The organism is Maridesulfovibrio frigidus DSM 17176, assembly GCF_000711735.1.
GTDB lineage: Bacteria > Desulfobacterota > Desulfovibrionia > Desulfovibrionales > Desulfovibrionaceae > Maridesulfovibrio > Maridesulfovibrio frigidus.
On the sequence record NZ_JONL01000008.1, the window covers coordinates 226917 to 245555 of the forward strand.

Genomic DNA, 18639 nt, shown 5'->3' on the forward strand with positions numbered 1-18639 from the left:
TTTTTTGATGGAGTTGGACGGATCATCGCCGCGATATTTATATCGGGGAGGAAAGTCCGGGCTCCGTAGGGCAGGGCGCTGGGTAACTCCCAGCGGAAGCGATTCCGGGAAAAGTGCCACAGAGAATAGACCGCTCCGATGACTTGTCACTGGAGTAAGGGTGAAACGGTGGAGTAAGAGCCCACCAGCGGGCATGGTGACATGTCCGGCTAGGTAAACCCCGTCCGGAGCAAGACCAAATAGGAAAGTGTTTGAGGCCGGCCCGGCCGATACTTTCGGGTAGGTTGCTTGAGGTGTATGGTAACGTGCATCCTAGAGGAATGATGGTCACTTGGTTTCGACCTAGTACAAGACCCGGCTTATAGTCCGACTCCATCTTTATTATTTTAACTCTTCCCCCGGCCATGATTTTGTTTTTCCTGCGGTCGCGGGAGGAGTGCGGTTGCAGGGATATTTATGAGCACATCCTCCGAAGTCTGGGCTGTTATCTTAGCCGCAGGCAGTGGTACACGCCTTGCCGCATCTGTCGGCGGGGTAAAAAAACAGTTTCTTTTATGGAAGGGCTTTCCGCTCTTCTGGCATTCCGCAATTACCTTTTCACATACTCCCAAAATTTCAGGGATTGTTTTTGTTTTTCCGCCGGATCAGGTGGAAGAAATGAAAACAGTTGTTGCTGATCTTGATGGCGCAGATTCGCTTGGACTTCCTTTTAAGGTTGTAGCTGGTGGAGCACGCAGGCAGGATTCCGTTTTTAACGGGCTTAGCGTTTTACCCGCTAAATGCACGCATACCCTCGTTCATGATTCAGCTCGTCCTTTCGCCTCCGGGCCTCTTGTTACAAATATTATTGATACTTTAGTTAGTGGAATTCCGGCAGTTATTCCGGCTGTAGAAGTTACTGATACGATTAAAGAAGTTGAGGGCGATACCGTCAAACAGACTTTGGTCAGATCAAATCTTCGTGCTGTGCAAACTCCGCAGGGCTTTTATCTTCCTATTTTGCTTGCTGCCCACAAAATGGCAGACGAGAAAGGATGGGATGTAACCGACGATGCTTCTATGGTAGAAATGCTTGGAAGTGAACTTCGCGGGGCTGATGAGTATGCAGATAATATCGCGGGAATGGAATCATCAAAAGTAAAGGTTCACATTTGCGCCGGAGAGGAAACCAACGTGAAGATCACAAATCCAGAAGACTTAAAACGTATCGAAGAAAATGCTCAGCCTGTTCCGTGTGTCGGATGGGGATATGATGTTCATAAGTACGGTCCCGGACGTCCCATGGTTTTGGGCGGAGTGCCTATTGCCGGAGGGCCGCAAGTTATAGCTCACTCTGATGGCGATGTTCTTTTGCATGCTTTAGCGGATGCCATTTTAGGTCTTTTTGGCGGCGGGGATATTGGATTTCATTTTCCTGATACGAGTGCTGCCTGTGAAAACATGGCGAGTGGTATCATTGTCACAGAAGTTTTGTCTCAGGCTGAAGAAGCTGGAGTTGAAATTGTTCATGTCGATTTGACCGTTATTGCGCAGGTTCCAAAACTTTCACCGCATAGAAATCTTATCCAAAAGAATATTGCCGCTCTTATGGGGCTTGATAAATCGCAGATTAATGTGAAGGCCACCACTGAAGAGAGGCTCGGCTTTACCGGAGAAAAGAAAGGCATTAAGGCTGTTGCTGCGGTGACTGGACTTAAGAGAATTAAGAAAGGTTAATCATGAGTGGCAAGCGCGGTGGTTCATTTCTGAGATGGCTAGTTGTATTTGTTTCGGTGATTATAATTGCCGGAGTTGTAGGTTATTTTGTTTTACAGGATTATTCACAGCAGAAAGTTAAAGAATTTACTGAAAAATATTCGAATGCAGTTGAAATATCCTTTGACCGCGCTTTGGTTAATCCGTTGAATCAGAATATTATGGTTTGGAATGTCCAGCTCGACTTTGCGGTTGGTGGTACTTGTTCGGCTGAGTTCGTTGTAATAAAAAGATTTGATGATAAGCATGCTATTCCGCACTATTTCGAGGGAGATGTGAAAGGAATAAACGTTCCTGTTGATTTTATGAATTTAGGAACTCTCTCGCGTGATTTTGGTAAGATGGGATACAATAACTTACGTTTTGATCTATCTGCCGACTATATTTATGAAGAGGCTGCTAAACTAATTTCGGTCCGCAAGCTTGATTTTGATGGGAAAGATATTTGTAAGCTTAACGTTGGTTTCAATCTAAGTGATGTTAAGCTGGACAGTCCGGGGTTAAGCGGTTTAATCGGAGTTAAAGTTTTGAACGGTGATTTTGTTTTACACGACAATTCTTTAATTTCGCGGATGATCGAATTTTCTGCATTTTCAGCGAAGATGACCTCAGAAACTTATCTGGAAGGGGTCCTTGAAAATCTGCAACTCAAAATGCAGGAATCCAGAAGTCTTGGAAATGGTCATGCTGAAGATTTTTACGGTGAGCTGATTGAGTTTATTGCGAATCCTGACAATATACAGGTGAAAGTCGATCCGGCAGATCCGGTTTCATTGCTTTATCTGTTCATGGGAAATAGTTTTGAAGAACTGCTGAGTTTATACGGTGTAACAGCCCATGCTAAACCTGCCCAGTTGAATTAGTACTGCTAATTGTTTGTGACTTTAATTGTATTTTATAAATAAGAAAGTCATATAAATTAAAATATTAGATTAAGAAATAGAGAAAGGAGTTGCTATGCGCCTCTATAATACACTTGAACGCAAGAAGCAGGAATTTGTTCCAAAAGACGGTAACAAGGTCAGTTTGTATGCATGTGGAATCACTGCTTATGATCTGTGCCATATCGGGCATGCTCGGTCATCTGTTGTTTTTGACGTTCTGGTGCGTTACCTGAGATACAAAGGGTATGATGTGACATTTGTCCGCAACTTTACCGATATTGATGATAAAATTATCAATCGCGCAAATGAGTCCGGCGTTTCTCCTGCCGATCTTGCAGAAAAGTTTATCGGCGAATTTTACGTTGATATGGACAGGCTTAATATTTTGCGGGCGGACATTGAACCTAAGTGTACAGAGCATATTCCTGAAATGCTGACTTTGACTGAGCTCCTTATTAATAAGGGGCATGCGTACTCGACTCCTTCTGGTGATGTTTACTTCAAGGTCCGTTCTTTTGAAGGATATGGAAAGCTTTCTGGTAGAAACATTGAAGATCTTCAGTCCGGAGCACGTATCAAGCCGGGTGAAGAAAAAGAAGATCCTCTTGATTTCGCTCTTTGGAAATCTGCTAAGCCAGGTGAGCCTTCATGGGAAAGTCCTTGGGGACAGGGACGTCCCGGCTGGCACCTTGAATGTTCCGCCATGAGCGAAAAATACTTGTCATTGCCATTTGATATTCATGGTGGCGGGCAGGATTTGAGTTTTCCCCATCATGAAAATGAAATTGCGCAAAGTGAAGCTGCCACAGGAAAACCAATGGCCCGTTTTTGGGTGCACAATGGTTTTGTTCAGATCAATTCCGAGAAAATGTCAAAATCTCTTGGTAACTTTTTTACCATCAGAGATATTATTGCTAAATTTCTACCGGAAACGCTGCGTTATTTCTTGCTAACAATGCATTACCGTAGTCCGCTCGATTTCTCATTTGAAGCCCTTGAAGAAGCTGAAAAGGGTATTCGCCGCGTTTATTCCGCTATGCAGCAGATGGAAGAGTCACTTGGAAAAGCGAAGTGGTCTAAAGCCGCTCTTCCTGAAGAAGTTCTTGCTGAACTTGATGAAGCTGAGAAAGGCTGGGAAGCCGCCATGGAAGATGATGTTAATACAGCCGGAGCAATGGGGCATATATTTAACTTGGTCAGATTGGCCGGGCGTATTGCAGAAGAAAAAGCTTGGCGCAAGAGCGAAGGTGGACGCGATGCTTGGATTCGTATCTTAGCGGATATGAAGAAGTGGGGCGAGGTTTTGGGTATATTTACTCAGAAGCCTTCTGATTTTCTAGCAGAGTTGAAGCTTTGTATGCTCGAACGCAAAGGCATTGAAGTTTCGAAGGTCGAAGAATTTGTCGCAGCACGACAGGGTGCACGAAAAAACAAAGACTTTGCGGAGTCCGATAGGATTAGAGATGAACTTGCTAAGCTTGGGGTTGAAGTTAAAGATACTCCGCAAGGCCCTACATGGGATGTTATTTAGCATTTATTCACACCATATGACTTTAAAAAAGAAACCGGATTTTAATCCGGTTTCTTTTTTTTTGTATAACGGGTAGTAGGAAGCTCTTAAGAATTACTTTCAAAAGAGGTTGTTAATGAGAGTTGGCTTGAAAACTAAGACCATGATTGGTGTTTTCCTTCTTTGCACCGCAATGCTCACGGGCGCTTGGATTGGAATTTCTGAATTCATGGCGCATAGTTCTTATAAAATTGAGAAGTCTTTGGTCGAAGACAATTTTGACCGTGCTTTATATACTATTTCAAAAACATCTGAAGGTCTGAGCCGTATTTGCAGAAGTTGGGCTTGGTGGGATGATGCTTATGCTTTCATGTATGACCACAACCAGTATTTCATTGATGCAAATCTTTTACCAGATGTATTCCCGAACTTAGGTATTGATTTTTTGCTGTTCATTGATAATGACGGTAAAATATTCGAGTCCTATTCTTCGGAAAATATTGATCAAATTATAGAGTGTTTCTCTACAAAAGATTGTGTAGGTGCATTGTTTTTAGAGGCCACAGAAAAGGATGGTAAAGAAGGTCTTCTTAGGTTCTCACATTCAATTGTTATGCTTTCCGCGCAGAAAATAACCAATAGTCTTGGTGAAGGGTCGCCCCGCGGAACGTTAATTGCGGGACGTTTTTTTGGGGATAAGGATATCGCTTCACTTGGAAAGAACCTTCGTATGAACCTCTCTTTTGGTGAAATCACAAATTCTGCTAGCGATGGGGTATTTTATAAACCCACTACATCAGCACATTCACTTTTAGTCGGTAGTTACGTGTTAAAAGATGCTCTTGGGCTTCCGATTGTTCAGCTTAATTTAAGTATGGAGAAGGAAGTTTATGCTATCGGTATGTCCATGACAGGTATTTTTTTGATTCTGTTTTTGGGGACCTTACTTATTGCAGGACTATTAACAAATTTCTTTGTGAATTTGGTCTTTGTTTCCCGGGTTGAAGAACTTAAGTCCCAACTTACTGGTGGATCAACTAGGGATGTTCATGATTTTCAATTGATTTTAAGCGGGGATGATGAGCTAACTGATCTTTCAAAGTCTATAAATGACACTTTACTTTTAGTACAAAAAGAAAAAGAACGGGCTGAAATTGCAAATAGGGTCAAAAGTGAATTTCTGGCAAATATGAGCCATGAGATAAGAACTCCCATGCACTCTATTCTTGGTATGGTTGAGTTAATGAAAGAAACTAAGCTTGATGAGGATCAGCAATACTTTTTAAAAGTAACTGGAACTGCGGGTGAATCTCTTCTTGAAATTATTAATGATGTTCTCGAAATATCGAAGATTGAGGCCGGTCATTTAGAAATTGAGCAACATGAGTTTTTGCTTGAGGAAATGATTCGTAGAGTGGTTTCAGTTCTTCGCGTTGAGGCTGAAAAGAAAGGTCTTACAATGAATTGCAACGTTTTAGAGTCCGTGCCTGCTAAGGTAACAGGGGACCCGACTCGAATTCGCCAAGTTTTAACAAACTTGATTAGCAATGCTATTAAATTCACTGGGGCTGGAATTATTGATGTTAATATTTTTGAGAATGATTCTGATCAAATTATATTCAGTGTATCTGATACCGGGATAGGAATTCCAGAAGATAAAATAAAGAGTATATTCGAAAGTTTTACTCAGGCTGATTCGTCTACTTCCAGAAAATATGGAGGCACAGGACTCGGGTTGCCAATTTCTAAGAAACTTGTGAATATGATGGGCGGAGAAATATTTGTTGAGAGCAAACTCGACCGAGGTTCATCTTTTTCGTTTTATGTGAATCTGACATATTAATTTTAGTATCATGTTTTAAAATTCGTTTGCTCGATTGGTATTGACTTATCCGATCAAAACATTACTTTTAAGCTGAACTGAATAATACTTTGTGAGGTTTTATATGATGGATGTTTTGTCTCTTATTGCTGTTTGCGCAGCTGTTTTTGTTTTGTTGAAAGTGGTACTGCCCAAGCTCGGTATTAGTCCTTGAAGCCCCTCCAAAGGCTGCAGTTCGCAGTCTGATAAGGATGATCTTGGTCGTAAGGACGATTAGGTTATGCCTATTTATGAGTATAAATGTAATGAATGCGGTCTTGCTTTTGAAGAGCTTGTATCCGCTTCAAGTACGGAAGCACCGATGTGCACGGCCTGTAAAAGCCCAAACACAGTGAAACTTATATCCGCTTGCTGCAAACAGTCCGCTAGCTCAACTAGTGGCGGTGAATCTTACGCCCCTCCTGCCGGAGGATGTGGTTCCAGCGGATTTTCGTGAGGCTAGTGATTATCTTCCCGGTCGGGAAGTATGTTTTATTTGCTTGAAAGTCTCTTGCTCATTTGAAAGCCCCTTTAGATATGATCTAAAGGGGCTTTTGTCTGCTTGCTTACTTATGCATATGTTGCTCTCATACATTTTATTAATGTTGAGATTCGGTTGTCGTATGTATGTTCTGCTAGGATTCGCTTGCGGGCCGCTTTGATTATTGATGTTCGTGTTTTTGAGTCAGTGGTATATTTAGCAATTTGATCAGGGATTTCCTTTATGTCGTAATATACCGCAATTTCTTTACCGGGTTCGAACAGATTTTCCATTTGGTAACGATGGTCAGTAAGAATAAAACCGTTACAGGCAGGCACATCAAATACCCGTTGATTTACGGCCCCTTTCATTTGCTGGCTGGTACAGTTGAAATTTATTTTAGAGCAAGGGTAAAAGTGGGGTAGGTCTTCGTAGTATGACAATTCAGAATGATAATCCCAGTTGTTATCGTCTTTTAGAAGTTTATTCCAGCCGTTATCTCCCACGATTAGAGGCGAGTATTCGAGCGTTTTTTTAACGCATGAAAGACGATATTCAAGTGTCGCCTGCCAGATAATGAGTGTTTCGAATGCAAGCTTGCGGTATGGAGATATCAGGTTTTCATAATCCGATAATAGTTCTGGATAATCTGTTCTTAAAAAATTGGTTACGGATGGTTCGGATTTCAGTCCAAATTCATGTGCTACTTCTTTCCAGCGCTGTTCCAATGCTCCTGATGGCTGCGCCGCCTCGAGCCTCCGCGCAGTTTTATGAACCATCGAGTTTCCGACAAATGAAATATCACGCTTCCATGCCGGATTGCGACAACCTTTGCCTGGAGTAAATCTAGTTTGATCAGTGCCGAGGGGCAGATGAAATATGTTGTCGTATCCCATCTTTTTCAGGGAACCCATGCGGTCTGTGTCCCAAGTGAAAATGGTCGTATTGGGGCTGGCTTGCGCTTGATATAGTGGCAGTAGTAGAAGCGGGTTATCTACAAACCACGAAGCAAGTGGCACTCCGTATTCATGGAGTATAGTGTTTAATACACCTTCCTGATCAACTCCAAGGTGATTTACTGTGAGAACAAAATCTGGCCGAAAAATATTAATTGCTGATGATATCTTGGAAACGAACAGGTTCAGATCCATTACTTTTGCATCCATGTTAATGAACATGTGCGGAATGGATTGTCTCTCACAGGCTGAGACTATTTCACCCATAAGAAAATATTGGCTGGTTAATAGAAGTATTCTGGGCTTTTCAGATTGAAATTTTGGCCATGTTTGAACCTGCTGTTTCTGTTCTGAACTGCCGGAGATCCGTCTTATCGTTTCTGCGTAAAAAGGGGAGAGTCGCAGGTAGAATGGAATGGTCAAAATATCTATTTCAAGTTGGAATTGCTTTTTCAGTTCCAATATATGATGTACTGCTTTTTCTGGTGAAGAAGTGTCTATCCAGTGAAGATTGGAGTGGGTCTTAAATTTATTTTTTAAATCTGTGGCTGCCAGAATGGGCTGCTCGCAGTCAAGAATTAGCAGAGGGCGACCCGCTTGTAATATGTATTCTGCAGCAATTCCAATGCCTGAACCTACCAGTAATTGTAGTTTTATTGGATCTGCTTTGGCTGCAAGAGTTTCTTCATTGCGGGGGCCGTATTTTCCCCACATGTGTTTAGTTTTATCATCATATAGAATGCAAATATCTTTTAGTTTGCCTTCATCTTCTACAGCCTTTGCTACGTATTTATCGGCCATATTTAAGTCCTTACCATGAATCGCGTGCTGGTTTATGGTAGAAAAACTCTATTCTGCGGTTCTTATTTTTATTCGCGACAGTATCATTTTTTACTAGAGGCTGAGTGTCGGCATATCCTACAGCCTTGAGCCTTTTAGTCGATATTCCGCCATGTTCAGTTATGTAGCGCAATGCACTTGCCGCCCTGGCCGAGGATAGTTCCCAGTTTGATGGGTACTTGGCTGATCGTGTTTCAGTGTTATCCGTATGCCCTCTCACTACTAGATTGTAGTTGTTCTCTTTGAGAATGCTGATAACTTTATTAAGAGTTTTACTGGCCGTCGGCTTTAACTTCGCTGAACCTGATTCGAAAAGAGACGCACTGTCCGTACTCATGGTTACGCCGTCTTGGTCGGCATTAACCCCTGAAGATTTTCGGGTTGCATCGTCCTCATTGAGAAGGGCTTTAATGCGCAGAACAAGCCCCAGCAACCGTTTTTCGTTGCTGTCCATTTTAACTTCTTTACGTTGTAGATCCGAAGGGGTCAGGGATAGGTGGTCTGCTTCTTTTCGTTCAATTTTAACACCGAAAGCGTTATGAATTGAGCCTAGAAGTTCTTTAAATTTTTCCGCATCATTAGATGCGAAAGAGAGTAGTAGTACAAAAAAGCAAAGCAAAAGAGTTACCATATCGGCAAAGGTCGCCATCCACGGTGGTAGCCCTTCTTCTGCTGGAGGGCTGTTATCTTTCGGCGTTAGTATTACTATTTTTGCCATGGCAAATTACAGTTATGCGATTACGTCGCGCATTGCAGGAGCTAGGAATGCTTGGAGCTTTTCTTTTACAATCGAAGGGTGTTCCCCTTTTTGAATCGCAACTACTCCCTCAACCATAATCTCCATATAGAGGGCTTCTTCATTTGAACGTTCTTCAAGTTTTTTGGCGAGTGGGAGGAATACTACGTTGGCGAGTATCGATCCATAAAGAGTTGTGAGCAATGCGACAGCCATAGCTGGGCCAATTGCGTCAGGATCACTAAGATTGGAGAGCATGTTAACAAGACCGATAAGAGTTCCGATCATTCCGAAAGCAGGGGCCATTGAGCCCATTCCTTTCATTACGTCCTGCCCTTGGTAGTGTCTCTTTTTCATAAAATCTATTTCGATTTCCATAATGGCACGAACAAGGTCGCCATCTGTTCCATCGGCAACTAAGATCACCCCTTTTTTCAGGTACTCATCATCAATTGCAACTTTTTCAAGAGCAACAAGACTTTCTTTTCTTGCTGTTTCGGCAAGAGCAACAATTTGATCAACGATAGCCTTTGGGTCTCTGGCTTTTGCAAAGAATCCTTTCAAGGCAATCTTGAACGCTTTAAGCACTACTGCCATTGGGAACATGATAAAAGCCGACGCAAATGTTCCACCAAAAACAACAACAGCGGACGGCGGGTCAATAAAACCCGCTGCATTACCACCCATGAAAATTGTTGCTATAATTAGTCCAAAACCACCGACAATACCAATCAGAGTTGCGATATCCATAAGTATTCTATTTCTTTAGTGCGGGAGATCCCACTTTAATTTCATGGTTTTCATAGTAGAAGAAAACATCTTCCAGGGGCTCATCAACCTGTAGAAAAGCTTGGCCAATGCTAATTTCAACGCCGGACTTAACAACTCCGGAACACATAATTCGGCATGATTCCAGTTTATGTGTATGTTCTAGTTTGTTCCATAGCTGTTTTTTCTTGTTCTTTAGAAATCTGACCTTCACGTCGCATTTTTCGATATTGTTCATGCTACTGACTGTAACCGAGTCTCCATCTAGCTTGTCTTTCTCAAAATTTTCTATGCGAATCCGTAGCTTGGCAATCTGCTTTGAAATTTTATTTATTTGTAGCAGCACATGTGGGCTGTACCCTACAATCAGTTGGGCAGGGATGCTAAGGCCTCCTCCCAACTGTCCTCCAACGTATATAAACTGATCACTATAGCAAGGACCACCGCATAGTCGTCCCTTTACAGCGAACTTGCCTTCGCAATAAACAGTACTGTGCATGCAACTTTTATCAATGATAATATTTTTACCGCTGATCAGTGTAGCGTTTTCGCAAAAGCTGGCACGTATGCTTCCTTTTGATTCAATATGTGCAGCACTGTTGCCCTTAATGCCGCCATCGCATTTCAAAAATCCCCCGGCCTTAATATTCGCCTGCTCGATAACCCCTTTTACATTCACATTGTAGGCTTTAATTTCTAAAGCGGATTTTACAGATCCGTGAACTATAAGGTCACCAACAAAAAAAATATTTCCAGTTGTCAGGCCTACATCTCCACGAATATTAAGCAGCTCTTTAACCGTGATCAGTTGATCTGCATTATAAAAAACATATCCGTTCTTTGTAGCAATTAACTGATTCGGGTCTTCAGGATTAATTTTTGTATTAGGGCCCTTTGGAAAAATCTTTTCGGGACATTGTCTGTGGCCGTCTGAACAGACTTCGCTTTCCTCGTCCTTCCATTCCGCTAAAACTTGCCCAATAACAACACTTTGAACATATCCTATGTTGTAAAAGTCCGTGCTGCCATCAAGTTTTTGAGTCGGTTTGAGATTCCGGTAATCAAAATCTGGATCAAAATAGTGCTTTAGGCAGGGCATAAGGATCTCCGAAGGGGAGTGTGATAGCTACACAATTTCACGTTCATCTTGAATGATAGTAAAGAAGGAAATTAGGCGGACTAATTCCAGAGTTTTACAGATATGTTCACTGGGACGCAGCAGAAACATTCTTTTGTCGTTTCTTTTCAATCGTGAGTTGAGAGAAACTAAGAAGCCTATTCCGGAGCTGTCTAGAAAACGCGCTTCGGATAGATTGGCTACAACAGTATTTATGTCGGAAGAGTTGCTTTTTTCTTCAACTTCTTCCTTGAACTCATGGATAGTCTCTATCGTTATTTCTTCCCCGCACAGTAACGTGAGAATTCCGTCTGAGATAATTATTCTTTCATCAGCCATTGATCTTCCTGCACCTTGCGGGTTAGCTTAATAATATTTTTGTTCTCTACTTTGATAAGCTCAAATTTATCCATAAGTTTAGACATGATGAACATGCCTCTTCCGCCAATAGCTTCAGGTGAAGGCATGGAGAAATCTATCGATTCAGAACACAGCCCTCTGCCCCAGTCCGCAATTTCAAGGACAATATATTCAGGGGGAACTACTGTAATGTTCAATTCAAGTCGATTGCAGTCAGCCCTGTGCTCGTAAGCATGTCTAGCTACGTTCGAACACGCTTCCGTCAAGACTAAGTCAATGTCGTGAAGTATGCTCTCGTCCGAAATGAATTTTTTAAGTATGATAATCGCCTGTCTGGCAATTTCCCTACTTTCTTCAGGGTTGGGAACTGCTTCCAGCACAAATTTATGCATGAATGCTCCGGATGTCCTTTTCGAGCGGAAGTAATCTCCCGGTCAGGTGTTGCAACGTACTGTGTATACGAGTGTCTGAATTAATACCCTAATCCGTTCTTTTTAGCAAAAGAAGACATGTGAAAACCCTAATTTTAAGCGAAATCTTCAGAATCAAGGATTATGGTAACGGGCCCCCAGTTCACAAAATCAATATTCATCATTGCACCGAATTCGCCGGTTTCCACTTTGCCGGGGGCTTTTACCTTAACTGCCGCAGTAAACTGGTCAAATAAGTCTTTGGCTAAATCCGGTTGAGCCGCTCCGGTAAAGGATGGCCTGCGCCCTTTATGGCAAGACGCGTAAAGAGTAAACTGGGAAACTAGCAGAATATCACCTTTAAAGGCATCAAGAGCCAGATTCATGCGCTCGGCGTCATCTTCGAATATTCTGAGACCGATCATTTTATTAATGATGGTGTCCCATGCTTTGGATGATGGAAGGCCTTCGGTATCTTCTTTACCGAAACCGACCAAAACTACTATTCCGGGGCCGATTTCGCCTACGGTCCGATCCGCAACATCGACCTTTGCTCCGCTGGTTCTTTGAATGACTAGCCGCATTAAATCATTCCTCGCTGTAGGTCGCTACAGAAGAGTCATTTTCAGAGACAGATGCATAGACAAGTCTGATGCTGTCAGTTTGTACTCTTTTTTTCATCTCATCATATATGTAGCGTGCGATGTTTTCTGATGATGGATTTCTGTGTTCAAAGTACTCAACAGAATTAAGATGTTTGTGGTCCAGAGTTTCAAGAACGTCTAACAGTTCATTTTTCAGCTCTTTGAAGTCCATGAGTATTTCGACTTTGGAGTCAAGGTGACTTCCTTCTATCTCGACTTCTACTCCAAAATTATGACCGTGCATGTTTTCACATTTTCCGCCGTAATTCCTTAGTTGGTGAGCTGCTGCAAATTCTTTTTTGACTTTAAGTCTCCACTTTCCTTTGCTCATTATATTCTCCTGCTGTCTTGTCTTTGGTGTAAACGAATTGATTTGCTTAGCGTCTACGGCAATAATTCGTCAATGCTCTGTCTTATGCTTTTTCGGGTGGCCTTTATGCTGCTGTCCGTTTTCGCCATTCATTAAACTCTTTCCAAAAATCGCCGTTAGGCCTGATTGTATAAGAAGGACCGAGCCTTAGTGAACAGACGCACTCTTCTAAGTATAACTGGAGTGTTACCGGAGCTGATCCGGGGTAGCCTCCTAAAATCGCTTTAAGTTCCGCAATGCCAGCATCTGAGCATAGCTTACAGTGCATCGGGAGGGGAACGGCCTCCTGACATCCGGCCTGTGCGCTGGAGAGAAGTGACACTTCTTCCGCTAGAACTTTCGCCTGCTTGGGGGCATCAGAATCATCATCTTCCTGGTCCCGTAGGTCGATCTTGCCTTTAATAAGGAGAGGTTGATCCTGCGATAAAAATTGTTCAGCAACAGCAAAGGTGTTGGGCAGCATGGTCAATTCACCTGAGCCGGTCATGTCTTCCATCTGACAGAAGGCCATTTTGTCACCTTTTTTTGTGACGTATTCCTTATAGGTAGGAATGATTATGCCGAGCCTTATCTGAGCTCCGTTGGACATTTGTTTGCATTCTTGAATTGTAACAAGGCCCAGTCTTTTCATTTCATGGCGATATGCGAGAAGAGGGTGACTTGTTAAAAAGAATCCGAGAGCTTCTTTTTCAAGCTTCAATTTTTCTGTGTCATCCCACTCTTCGGTATTAAACTCATCAAAGCTTAGGGGGATCGGTTCACTTTCTGCTTCATCTGAGCTGCCAAGCATATCCAGCATGTTGATCATGCCGGATTCTTTATCTTTTGTTTTCTTCTGACCGTAGGCTACAGATTTATCGAGGCCTGCCATCAGTCCTGCACGAGAGATTTTAAGAGAGTCCATCGCACCTGCCCGGATCAAATATTCGATGACCCGTTTGGTTACGCGGCGCAGGTTTACTCTGGAACAGAAATCTATGAGGCTTGTAAAAGGACCGTCTTTCTCACGTTCGATAACGATTTCATCAATAGCTTCCTCACCCACATTCTTAATGCCTGCCATGCCGTAAAGGATATCGCCTTCATGCACGGAAAATCTGGCCTTACCAAGATTAATATCAGGCTGGCGCACGGTTACTTCCATGTCGCGACAGGCGTTGATATACATGATGATTTTCTCGGTGTTATTCATTTCAGTACTCATCAAAGCTGCCATGAATTCTACCGGAAAATGTGCTTTTAGAAAGGCCGTATAATATGAAATAAGTGCGTATGCTGCGGAGTGAGATTTATTGAAACCGTAAGCCGCAAATTCTTCCATAAGGTCAAATATCGAGTTGGCTGTTGCAGCAGGAATTTCATTCTCTTTTGCACCCTCAAGGAATCTTACCCGCTGATTGGCCATCTCGTCCGGGTCTTTTTTACCCATTGCACGACGGAGCAAGTCACCTTCACCAAGTGAATAGTTGGCGATGGTCATAGCTGCCGCCATAACCTGCTCCTGATAAACAATAACCCCGTAAGTCGGAGCTAGGCTATTTTCAAGAGTGGGCCATAGATAGGATACTTCTATCTCACCGTGTTTACGCTTAATGAATTCGTCAACCATACCGGAGCCGAGAGGGCCAGGACGGTATAGCGCGAGCATCGCGATGATATCTTCGAAACAGTTCGGCTTAAGCATACGCAGATATTTGCGCATTCCTGATGATTCAACCTGAAAGATACCGTCTGTATCACCTTTGCAAAATATATCGTAAGTGGCTGGGTCATCGAGAATCAGATTGTCGAGGTCAGGAGCTTCTTTGCCCTGCCCGCGAATAACATCAAGACAGTCTTCAACAACTGTCATTGTTCGGAGGCCAAGAAAGTCAAACTTAATCAGGCCGACTTTTTCGACTTTTTTCATGTCGAACTGGGTTACGACCTCGCCCTTTTTACCGCGATAGAGTGGAAGGTATTCCATCATCGGCTTATCAGAAATAACAACACCAGCGGCATGAGTTGATGCGTGGCGGGACATGCCCTCGAGGCGTTTGGCAATATCAATCAGTTTTTCTACTTTGGGATCAAAATCCACCATATTCTGCAACTCTGGGCTAGCAGCTACAGCATTTTCAACATTGATTTTAGCTTTCTTAACTCCGAGCATTTTAGCCAGCAGGGCTGGATCATCAGGGATAAATTTTGCGATTTTATTGGTCTGGGCAAAGTCCATCCCAAGTGCGCGGCCTACGTCTTTAATTACCGCTTTGGCTTTCATGGTTCCGAAGGTGGTGATCTGGGCTACGTGGTCCCAGCCGTATTTCTCCGAGCAGTATTTAACAACTTCAAGTCTTCTGCGCTCGCAAAAGTCGACGTCGATATCAGGCATTGAGATACGTTCAACGTTCAGGAACCTTTCAAAAAGAAGATCGTACGGAAGTGGGTCAATGTTGGTGATACGCAGTGCCCATGCAACGATGGAACCTGCCGCCGAACCACGGCCCGGGCCTACAGGTATTTTATTGTCTTTAGCCCAGTTGATGAAGTCCTGAACAATAAGGAAATAGGCTGGAAAACCCATTTCAATAATAATTCCAAGCTCATAATCAAGCCGATCCCAATACTCTTTCTCATCAATATCATATGGGACATTGGCAATACGTTTCTTCAGACCTACACGACAGAGGTGTTCAAACTCCGTATTGATGGTCATGCCTTCAGGCAATTCATAATCAGGGAAGTAGTAATTTCCGAGTTCAATTTCGAGATTGCACATCTCCGCAATGCGCTGAGTATTGGCTACCGCTTCAGGTACATGAGCAAAATATTGTTCAATTTCTTCGGGGGTTTTGAAATATAGTTCGTCTGTGTCCATGCGCATTCTTTTTTCAGCATCGACGGTGGTCTGAGTCTGAATGCAAAGCAGTAGATCATGCGCTTCGTAATCGTCTTTTGTGAGGTAATGACAGTCGTTGGTGGCAACAAGAGGCAGTCCTGTGCGCTCTGCGCATTCGATCAGCAGTTTGTTGGCGTCTTCCTGGATAGCGAGACCGTTGGCCTGCACTTCAATGTAAAAATTGTCAGGGAATATTTTAGAATAGGTGCGCGCCATTTCAACGCCCGCGTCTATCCCTTCATTCATAAGCGATTTACAGACTTCTCCAGCAAGACAAGCGGAAAGGCAGATAACTCCCTCGCTGTACTTATTAAGCAGATATTTACTTACACGCGGCTTATAGTGAAACCCTTCCAGATATCCGAGCGATACAAGTTTGATAATGTTCTTGTAGCCCTGCTGATTCTTGGCCAAAAGCACTAAATGGTAGCGATGTCTGTGCTCCTTACTCTTGTGGGCATTTTCATCATCAATGTCGCCGGGAGCCACATATACTTCACAACCAATAATCGGCTTAATCCCCATGTCGAGCGCAGTCATATAAAAGGCCACGGCTCCGAACATGGTTCCGTGATCTGTAATACTAACCGCAGGCATGCCGAGGTCTTTAGCCCTCTGGCATAGGTCTTTAATGCGGATAGCTCCGTCTAGAAGACTGTATTCGGTGTGAACATGTAAATGGACAAATTCTGACATATATAAGTTCCTGATGATATGAGCGTGGAATTAAACTTTAGTACTTAAGAACAATTGATGAGTTAATATTTACATAAACTATGATCCGTCAATAAGTTTGAAATGCACAAAAGTCCAAGCTTAATAGGACGTGAACGAAACTTGTAAAAATAGCAAACGTTGCCAGTGCGTTAAAACGGTCAAACTTTAGTTTACGAACTGAAAATAAAAAAGCTACTATTCGGGGATGACCTCCCCATCATATATATATGATCATTTACCGCTTTTGCTCCTCTTTGCCACTGGATACATTTTGTATCGCGTGATTGCATCAGTTGGACTTCCTGAATATTTTTCGGCTAAGGCCGTCAGGTTCAGTCGCGGCAGGGTAGACTGGTTGCTGCTATCATTGATTTTTGTGTCGGCTGGGATGTCCATGTTTATCCCTAATGCTGTGACAGTGCTGGCAATGATCCCCGTTATCCGCAAACTCGATGGCGAGCTGAAATCCATGACCACGCCACTGACCCTATCTATTATATATGGAGCAAACATAGGCGGCATGGGGTCGTTGATAGGAAGTCCTGCGAATCTGCTTTTGTTAGGGGCGCTAGAACTATTCAATGTAGAGGGCAGAGAACAGATAACCTTTTTCAACTGGTTTATGTGGGCGTTGCCTGTTGTTGTATTGTTTCTATTGCTGGCGTGGATAGTTGTCAGAATGTCTATTCCAGAAGGGAGCAAAAGGATTCCAGCGAAGCTTATTGGTCGACCTGAACGAGTCACCATAAAGCAAAAGCAGGGGATACTCGTCTTCGGGCTTTTTATACTCTTCTGGGTGACAACTTCGATTATCAGGGAGTTAAGCTCTTCCTATGTTCAGATAGAGCCTGCAATAACAATAGCGTTCACAGCGGTGTTTATAATTACGATATTCGGTAAGTTGTCGCTTGGCATTAATGGTACTTCGAGTGAAGGTCCATTAATGGGGTTAAAAAGTTTAGTGGAAGGCTTACCGAAGCGTGGGCTTATGTACCTTGCCGTTCTCGTTGTAGTGATCTCTATAGTAATGCTGTTTAGGATTGATACATACGTTGCAGGCTGGTTCGGCGAAGTGGTAAGTGTACTTCCTATAGTTGAGCAAGGTGGATATTTATTATATCTGATAACGGCAGTTGTCGTGATCCTGCTGACTGAAGTTCTAAGCAACACAGTGGTATCAACGGCCTTCTTTGCGGTGGTAGTTCATACAGCCAGCTTATACGGGGTTAATCCTATGTCGTTAATGATACTAGTTTCGATAGCGTCGACCTGTGCCTTCATGACTCCTATAGCCACACCATGTAATAGCCTTGCCTTCGGGGAGATGCGAAAGGTGTCACTTCGGACTATGCTGACATTAGGCATGGTTTTAAATATATGCGGCGCGGTATTGTTGTCGGTCTGGGTTTGGAAGGTAATACCTTATATATATATGTAGTCGGTGGGTAAAAGAAGTTCTATTCGCTTGGTATTGTAATTATTTTAGATGCTTACTTAAAAATAGAGAAAGGAAAAATGGAATATACTGCGAAATTGAAAGATTACTTGATGAAGGAAGGGGCTGATCTTGTTGGGGTTACGGATGTTCAATCGTTATCCGAGCTGAAAACTATTCCTGAGAATTTGTTTTCCCCTTTCACTCATGCGATCTCGATTGCTATGCAGCTCCCAAGAGCTGTGTTTGATTTTATTGTTGATCAGCCGACACCTCTTTACAGTTCAACTTATCAGAACGTGAACAGGTTATTGGATGAAGTAGCATATAAGGCCGTGAAAAAGCTTCAGTCAGATGGATATGTGAGTTTGCCGATACCCGCATCACAGATACTTGATCATGAAGAATGGTATGGAAATGTCAGTCATAAGGCTGTTGCACGTATAGCTGGACTTGGGTGGCAGGGTAAAAATCTGCTTTTGATCACACCTGAATACGGCTCAAGAGTGCGGCTGGTTACGATATTGACGAGTGCACCGTTGTCTGTGGACTCTCCAGTAGCTAACCGTTGCGGCAAGTGCATGAAGTGCTCAGAGGCATGCCCGGCTGGAGCTATCAAGGGTCTATCAACAAAAGACTACTATAAGAGTCGCAACGAAGCATTGGATTTCGGCAAATGTGTTTCAAAGCTGACTGAAGAGTTTCAGCATCTTCCAAATGTAAGTGGCCTAATTTGCGGCATCTGTATCAAGGTCTGCCCATGGGGTAGCAAGCTAGGGTAAGGCCTGCGGTGACTGTACCAATCATTAACCAAACAAATCCTAATAGATATCCATAATAACGCAGAAACCTATTGACGTGGAGCAGCGTTTTACATAGAACCTCTTTCTCGGGTCAGCAACGCCTTAACGGCA

16 protein-coding genes and 1 other RNA gene are annotated in these 18639 nt (G+C 43.0%); 8 read left to right on the plus strand and 9 right to left on the minus strand.

The window, feature by feature from the left end:
* Positions 1 to 9 precede the first annotated feature (9 nt).
* The 6 genes from rnpB to BR06_RS0115940 all read left to right on the plus strand — a co-directional run bounded on the left by rnpB (position 10) and on the right by BR06_RS0115940 (position 6467).
* An RNA gene (gene rnpB, locus BR06_RS19880) (RNase P RNA component class A) lies at positions 10 to 378 on the plus strand.
* Positions 379 to 456: 78 nt separating this feature from the next.
* Positions 457 to 1716, plus strand: coding sequence for a 2-C-methyl-D-erythritol 2,4-cyclodiphosphate synthase (gene ispF, locus BR06_RS0115920; RefSeq protein ID WP_031484827.1), 1260 nt, complete (start codon positions 457 to 459; stop codon positions 1714 to 1716).
* Between the two features lie 2 nt (positions 1717 to 1718).
* Positions 1719 to 2618: a hypothetical protein gene (locus BR06_RS0115925; RefSeq protein ID WP_031484828.1), complete on the plus strand. Its 900-nt coding sequence runs from the start codon at positions 1719 to 1721 to the stop codon at positions 2616 to 2618.
* Between the two features lie 94 nt (positions 2619 to 2712).
* Positions 2713 to 4170, plus strand: coding sequence for a cysteine--tRNA ligase (gene cysS, locus BR06_RS0115930; protein WP_031484829.1), 1458 nt, complete (start codon positions 2713 to 2715; stop codon positions 4168 to 4170).
* 115 nt (positions 4171 to 4285) lie between these two features.
* Complete coding sequence (locus BR06_RS0115935; RefSeq protein ID WP_031484830.1) at positions 4286 to 5992, plus strand: sensor histidine kinase; 1707 nt, start codon at positions 4286 to 4288, stop codon at positions 5990 to 5992.
* Positions 5993 to 6251: 259 nt separating this feature from the next.
* Complete coding sequence (locus BR06_RS0115940) at positions 6252 to 6467, plus strand: FmdB family zinc ribbon protein (RefSeq protein ID WP_031484831.1); 216 nt, start codon at positions 6252 to 6254, stop codon at positions 6465 to 6467.
* 113 nt (positions 6468 to 6580) lie between these two features.
* Here the strand turns inward: BR06_RS0115940 and BR06_RS0115945 are convergent, their stop codons facing one another.
* The 9 genes from BR06_RS0115945 to dnaE all read right to left on the minus strand — a co-directional run bounded on the left by BR06_RS0115945 (position 6581) and on the right by dnaE (position 16269).
* Complete coding sequence (locus BR06_RS0115945; protein WP_031484832.1) at positions 6581 to 8248, minus strand: CgeB family protein; 1668 nt, start codon at positions 8246 to 8248, stop codon at positions 6581 to 6583.
* A 10-nt stretch (positions 8249 to 8258) separates the two neighbouring features.
* Complete coding sequence (locus tag BR06_RS0115950; protein WP_031484833.1) at positions 8259 to 9005, minus strand: OmpA family protein; 747 nt, start codon at positions 9003 to 9005, stop codon at positions 8259 to 8261.
* A 12-nt stretch (positions 9006 to 9017) separates the two neighbouring features.
* The gene (locus BR06_RS0115955) at positions 9018 to 9773 is read right to left on the minus strand and encodes a motility protein A (protein ID WP_031484834.1); all 756 of its coding nucleotides are present in this window, start codon (positions 9771 to 9773) and stop codon (positions 9018 to 9020) included.
* Positions 9774 to 9780: 7 nt separating this feature from the next.
* Positions 9781 to 10890, minus strand: coding sequence for a FapA family protein (locus tag BR06_RS0115960; RefSeq protein ID WP_031484835.1), 1110 nt, complete (start codon positions 10888 to 10890; stop codon positions 9781 to 9783).
* A 27-nt stretch (positions 10891 to 10917) separates the two neighbouring features.
* Positions 10918 to 11247, minus strand: coding sequence for an STAS domain-containing protein (locus BR06_RS0115965; RefSeq protein WP_031484836.1), 330 nt, complete (start codon positions 11245 to 11247; stop codon positions 10918 to 10920).
* Complete coding sequence (locus tag BR06_RS0115970; protein WP_031484838.1) at positions 11229 to 11660, minus strand: ATP-binding protein; 432 nt, start codon at positions 11658 to 11660, stop codon at positions 11229 to 11231. The genes BR06_RS0115965 and BR06_RS0115970 overlap by 19 nt, the downstream gene beginning before the upstream one ends.
* A gap of 134 nt (positions 11661 to 11794) precedes the next feature.
* Positions 11795 to 12262: a D-aminoacyl-tRNA deacylase gene (gene dtd, locus BR06_RS0115975; RefSeq protein ID WP_031484841.1), complete on the minus strand. Its 468-nt coding sequence runs from the start codon at positions 12260 to 12262 to the stop codon at positions 11795 to 11797.
* A gap of 4 nt (positions 12263 to 12266) precedes the next feature.
* Positions 12267 to 12653: a 6-carboxytetrahydropterin synthase QueD gene (queD, locus tag BR06_RS0115980; RefSeq protein ID WP_031484843.1), complete on the minus strand. Its 387-nt coding sequence runs from the start codon at positions 12651 to 12653 to the stop codon at positions 12267 to 12269.
* A 103-nt stretch (positions 12654 to 12756) separates the two neighbouring features.
* The gene (gene dnaE, locus BR06_RS0115985) at positions 12757 to 16269 is read right to left on the minus strand and encodes a DNA polymerase III subunit alpha (RefSeq protein ID WP_031484845.1); all 3513 of its coding nucleotides are present in this window, start codon (positions 16267 to 16269) and stop codon (positions 12757 to 12759) included.
* Positions 16270 to 16495: 226 nt separating this feature from the next.
* On the opposite strand from dnaE, the gene BR06_RS0115990 reads away from it, so the two are divergent.
* Both BR06_RS0115990 and BR06_RS0115995 read left to right on the plus strand, forming a co-directional pair.
* Positions 16496 to 17728 (plus strand): SLC13 family permease, encoded by a 1233-nt coding sequence (locus BR06_RS0115990; protein WP_031484847.1) that lies wholly within the window; start codon positions 16496 to 16498, stop codon positions 17726 to 17728.
* 77 nt (positions 17729 to 17805) lie between these two features.
* A complete protein-coding gene (locus BR06_RS0115995; protein WP_031484851.1) occupies positions 17806 to 18507 on the plus strand; it encodes an epoxyqueuosine reductase in 702 nt (233 codons plus the stop codon).
* Positions 18508 to 18639: the final 132 nt, after the last annotated feature.